At 47.7% G+C, this 4,144-nt stretch carries 8 protein-coding genes and 1 other annotated feature; of the genes, 2 read left to right on the forward strand and 6 right to left on the reverse strand.

Features of this window, described 5'->3' with window-relative positions; genetic code table 11:
- The 5 genes from rpmA to C1T29_RS17670 form a co-directional block, all read right to left on the reverse strand.
- Window positions 1-206, reverse strand: a 206-nt coding sequence (rpmA, locus tag C1T29_RS17650; protein ID WP_208945733.1) for a 50S ribosomal protein L27, incomplete at its 3' end; no start/stop codon positions are given.
- A gap of 12 nt (window positions 207-218) precedes the next feature.
- Window positions 219-560 (reverse strand): ribosomal-processing cysteine protease Prp, encoded by a 342-nt coding sequence (locus C1T29_RS17655; RefSeq protein ID WP_020452442.1) that lies wholly within the window; start codon window positions 558-560, stop codon window positions 219-221.
- A 12-nt stretch (window positions 561-572) separates the two neighbouring features.
- Window positions 573-881 (reverse strand): 50S ribosomal protein L21, encoded by a 309-nt coding sequence (gene rplU / locus C1T29_RS17660; RefSeq protein ID WP_003184027.1) that lies wholly within the window; start codon window positions 879-881, stop codon window positions 573-575.
- Window positions 882-893: 12 nt separating this feature from the next.
- Window positions 894-968: a sequence feature (ribosomal protein L21 leader region), on the reverse strand.
- Between the two features lie 73 nt (window positions 969-1,041).
- Window positions 1,042-1,908, reverse strand: coding sequence for a M50 family metallopeptidase (locus C1T29_RS17665; RefSeq protein ID WP_020452443.1), 867 nt, complete (start codon window positions 1,906-1,908; stop codon window positions 1,042-1,044).
- Entirely contained in the window at window positions 1,901-2,692 is a 792-nt protein-coding gene (locus C1T29_RS17670) for a peptidoglycan DD-metalloendopeptidase family protein (protein ID WP_059231343.1), read from the reverse strand. The genes C1T29_RS17665 and C1T29_RS17670 overlap by 8 nt, the downstream gene beginning before the upstream one ends.
- A 145-nt stretch (window positions 2,693-2,837) precedes the next feature.
- Here C1T29_RS17670 and C1T29_RS17675 point away from each other — a divergent pair, with 145 nt between their 5' ends.
- Together C1T29_RS17675 and C1T29_RS17680 are read left to right on the forward strand one after the other, a co-directional pair.
- Entirely contained in the window at window positions 2,838-3,266 is a 429-nt protein-coding gene (locus C1T29_RS17675) for an SRPBCC family protein (RefSeq protein WP_103749546.1), read from the forward strand.
- On the forward strand, window positions 3,266-3,589 hold the full coding sequence (locus C1T29_RS17680; protein ID WP_023855421.1) for an ArsR/SmtB family transcription factor: 324 nt from the start codon (window positions 3,266-3,268) through the stop codon (window positions 3,587-3,589). The genes C1T29_RS17675 and C1T29_RS17680 overlap by 1 nt, the downstream gene beginning before the upstream one ends.
- Window positions 3,590-3,634: 45 nt before the next feature.
- Here the strand turns inward: C1T29_RS17680 and minD are convergent.
- Window positions 3,635-4,144: septum site-determining protein MinD (gene minD, locus C1T29_RS17685; protein ID WP_208945503.1), on the reverse strand; the 510-nt coding region annotated here is incomplete at its 5' end.

Raw genomic sequence — 4,144 nt, forward strand, 5'->3', positions numbered from 1 at the left:
GCATATAGAGTGTCAGCTCCGCCGCGCCCAACGTTTTCACCTGGATAGATTTTTGCTCCGCGCTGACGATAAAGGATGGAACCGCCAGATACGAATTGACCGTCTGCACGTTTAGCACCTAGGCGCTTCGCCTCAGAGTCACGTCCGTTCTTCGTTGAACCTACTCCTTTTTTAGATGCAAAAAACTGAAGATCTAATCTTAGCATGTAGCTCACCTCCTATATTTTGTTCGTCGTTACTTTTAAGTAACCTTTGTAGTCTCGTTCGATCGTTTCAAGGGAGACGATCATGCCTTCGAGAAGGAGCTGCGCCTTTTCAAAAGCCTCCCGATCCGTACCGTCCGGGAATCCGAAAGATAAAAATCCGCCGTCTTCCCCGAGGTCAATGACCGGCTCAATGCCCGTCAGCTTCATGACTGCATTGACAGCTCCAAAGGCGACCGCCGATGCCCCTGCACAAACGAGATCCTGACCATGTTCAGCAAAATTCGCATGTCCCGACATTTCAAAGCCTAAGATGTCTTTGTTCGATCGGGCTCTGGTAACCTTTGCATGAATCATATCATACACGCCTTAAGCGTTGATTTTTTCGATTACAACTTTAGTGTAAGGTTGACGATGACCTTGTTTTTTATGTTGGTTTTTCTTCGGCTTGTACTTGAATACGGTAATTTTTTTCGCACGGCCTTGTTTTTCAACTTTGCCTGTTACCGTAGCGCCTTCAACCGTAGGGCTGCCAACTTTAACATTTTCACCGCCGACAAACAATACGTTGTCAAAAGTAACTGTTTCGCCGGCTTCAGCAGCAAGCTTTTCGACGTATACAGTTTGGCCTTCTTCAACTTTGATTTGTTTCCCGCCTGTTTGAATAATTGCGTACATCTCTGCACCTCCTAATAAACTAAGACTCGCCAATCACAGGGGGCTAAGAAAGCACTTAACACCTGTGCTGAGCGGTTGTAGCACGGGTGCTACATCCATAACATTAAAAAATATACCAGAAAAGAGCCCGAGTGTCAATGTCTTTTAGAAGGATGGACGGTCAATAAACCAAAAGCAGATCTTCCATTGAGGAAGTCGTGCGCTTGTCTGTAAAATAAGCGTGGAGAACTTCGTTTTCATCAAGCTGGCTCAGTTTTTGTCCGTCCTTCTCAATAATGATCGGGTGTTTGCAGCCTCGTTTAAACAGGAGCATGACCTCATAAATCTGCTGTTCAGCGCACACCGTGATCGGGGCGAGGCGTCGCACTTCCCTCTCCTTTCCGTAATAGCGCTCAAGCAAAAAACGGATATGGACGTAATGGCGATTGCGATATTCCTGGTAAAGAGATGCAGCCAAAAATACGAGGAGCACCCAAGCGCTCAGCTGTGACGGGGAAACCAACAGAATTGCCGCGATTAAAACAGTACAGCAAAAGCACGACACAGCCAGCATCACCCGCTGTGCTTTCTGATACGGAAGGTGTTTTGAAAACAGCAAAAACAGCAGCTTCCCGCCGTCAAGCGGCCAAACCGGAAACAGATTAATCAAGAGGATGGTCAGATTGTAAAAGGTAAACGTTTCAAATATATGAGGGCTGACGAGCGAATTGACCGCCAAAAGCCATGCAGCAAATTGAAGCCAGATATGCTGAACAGGCCCCGCGGCGATGACGGCCAGCTCTTCCTTTAACGGTCTGTTGCCATGTTCATCGACTTCAAGCGTTCCCCCAAAAGGCAGCAGGAAAATGCCTTTAATTCTCCATGAAAAATAAACGGCAGCAGCAGCGTGGCCAAGCTCGTGGATCAAAATAACGATCATTAAACAAAACAGCGCTTTAATATGTCCTGTCATGATACCGATCGCCATGACAAGCCACAGCAGCGGGTGAATGTGAAGCTTGGTGAAGAGCTCCGTCCATTTATTCAAATGTGATCACCTGTATCGGATCAACAAATTCCTCTCCTTGTTTGATCGCAAAGTAATAGACGCCTTTTTGATTTTTATCCTGCTTAATCGTTCCGAGCTTCGTTCCTTTATCTATAAAATCGTATAAAGCGACATCCGCTTTTTTCAGCTGGCCGTAGTAGGTATAGCTGTTGTCCGCATGCTGCAAAACCACCGTCAGGCCCGTTTCCGGATTTTTGTCCACTTCAATGACATAGCCTTCCTTCATGCTGCGGATCGCTTCGTCTTCTGTTTCTACCTTAATGCCCTGGCCTGAGAATTTCTCCTGAACCTTTCCCATGGCAGGAACAGCGAGATCTTGATTCACCTCGACCTGACCGGATGGTTTGTCACCTTTCGGTTGAAAGAATGCGAGGGGATCGCCAAACTTGGATTCATACCAATTCTGGAGAGCCGCAAATTGGAACTCTTCAGTAAACACCTGGCTGATGACCGGTTTGATTTGGTTTGCGGGTTCAAACTGGCCTTTGTAGGCAATAGCGGACACAAGGACAAGACATGCCGACAGAAGACATTTCATGATGAGCGCATCCGCTTTGACAAGAGGGTGCTTCCCATTTATCAGCAGGGAGCTTCCCTCAGGCGGAGGGAAGTCTCCGGCCTTTTCATCTTCCGAAAAGGCTGTCCATGCAGGCGGCTTGACCGGCAGCTTTTTGCCGCCTGACGAAAAGGGCTGTTTATCCGGCGCCTTCCGCTTTCTTTTCCTGGCCATTCTTTTTCGAATCTCATCTGCTCTATGACTCATAACCCTCATCCTTTACATTCAGGTTCGTTTGTTCAATGATATGTCTTGTCCCAGGCGTTTATGACGGTATATTGACATAAAACCAAAAGGTTTCATATAATAGATAGGAAACCTTTTGGTTTTACTTTTTTCTAGGAGGTCTATTATGAGCAATCAACAAGTGCCTGATATACATAAACAGGCTGTTTTTCACGCATCGATAGAAAAAGTGTGGGAGGCCGTCGCCACCAGTGAAGGCATCTCCGCCTGGTTTATGCCAAATGATTTCCGTCCGGAGATCGGCTGTGAATTCACCTTGCAGTCTCCGTTCGGCCCCTCCCCTTGCAGAGTGATCGAGCTTGAAGCGCCGCATCGACTCGCTTTCAGCTGGGATACGTCGGGATGGATCGTCACATTTGAATTGAAAGAGCTGTCTGCAGAAAAAACCGAATTTACCCTGATTCATTCAGGATGGGGCGCGCCGGAAGAAACGGTTGCAAAAGCGGGAGAAAAACAAGCGGATGTCCGCAATCGGATGAATGGCGGCTGGGAAGCGATCGTCAATCAAAAGCTGCGTCAGGCAGTTGAAGGCTAGTGACATCATCGGCCGTAAAACATGATGTGTTCCAAGCCGTTTCCGATCCCTCACGGCGAAAGATGCTGAAGCTCCTCGCCGGCAGGGAATTGCCTGTAACAGATATCAGCACTCATTTCCCGATGAGCCGAACGGCTGTTTCAAAGCATCTGAGAATTTTGTCAGAAGCCGGACTTGTCAGCGGAAGAAAAGCGGGCAGAGAAAAACTGTACAGGCTTCATCCCGAACCTCTCGCGGAGCTGCAGCAGTGGCTCGCCTACTTCGACATGTATTGGGACAATAAGCTTTCCTTGTTAAAGCACAAAGTCGAAAACGATCAATGAAACTGCAAAAAAGCAATCTCGTTTTGGAGATTGCTTTTTTGCAAGTTAAGCGCGTACGCCGAAAAATGATTTAATCTTTGCGAAAACGCCTTTATTTTCTTCTTCAAACGACTGTAAAGGCACAGATTCGCCCAGCACGCGGCGGGCGATGTTCCGGTATGCGATTGAAGCTTTATTGTTCGGATCCATGACGACAGGCTCCCCGTTATTGGAAGCTTTAATCACTTCGTCATCATCCGCAACAATACCGATCAGTTCGATCGACAAGTGCTGAATGACTTCATCAACATCCAGCGTATCGCCGTTTTTCATTAAGTGGTTGCGGATCCGGTTGACGACAAGTCTCGGCGGCTCAATATTTTCTTCTTTTTCAAGCAGGCCGATGATCCGGTCGGCGTCACGAACAGCGGAGATTTCCGGTGTCGTCACGACAATCGCTTTGTCAGCGCCCGAGACCGCATTTTTATAACCTTGCTCAATCCCTGCAGGGCAGTCGATGACAATGTAGTCGAAGTCTTGTTTGAGCTGCTGGACAAGCTTGACCATCTGCTCGGG

It is taken from the genome of Bacillus sp. MBGLi79 (genome assembly GCF_002953915.1).

Coding starts and splice junctions, on each gene's coding strand:
- C1T29_RS17655 (WP_020452442.1), bottom strand. CDS start 560: ATGATTCATGCAAAGGTTACCAGAGCCCGATCGAACAAAGACATCTTA.
- rplU (WP_003184027.1), bottom strand. CDS start 881: ATGTACGCAATTATTCAAACAGGCGGGAAACAAATCAAAGTTGAAGAA.
- C1T29_RS17670 (WP_059231343.1), bottom strand. CDS start 2,692: ATGAGTCATAGAGCAGATGAGATTCGAAAAAGAATGGCCAGGAAAAGA.
- C1T29_RS17675 (WP_103749546.1), top strand. CDS start 2,838: ATGAGCAATCAACAAGTGCCTGATATACATAAACAGGCTGTTTTTCAC.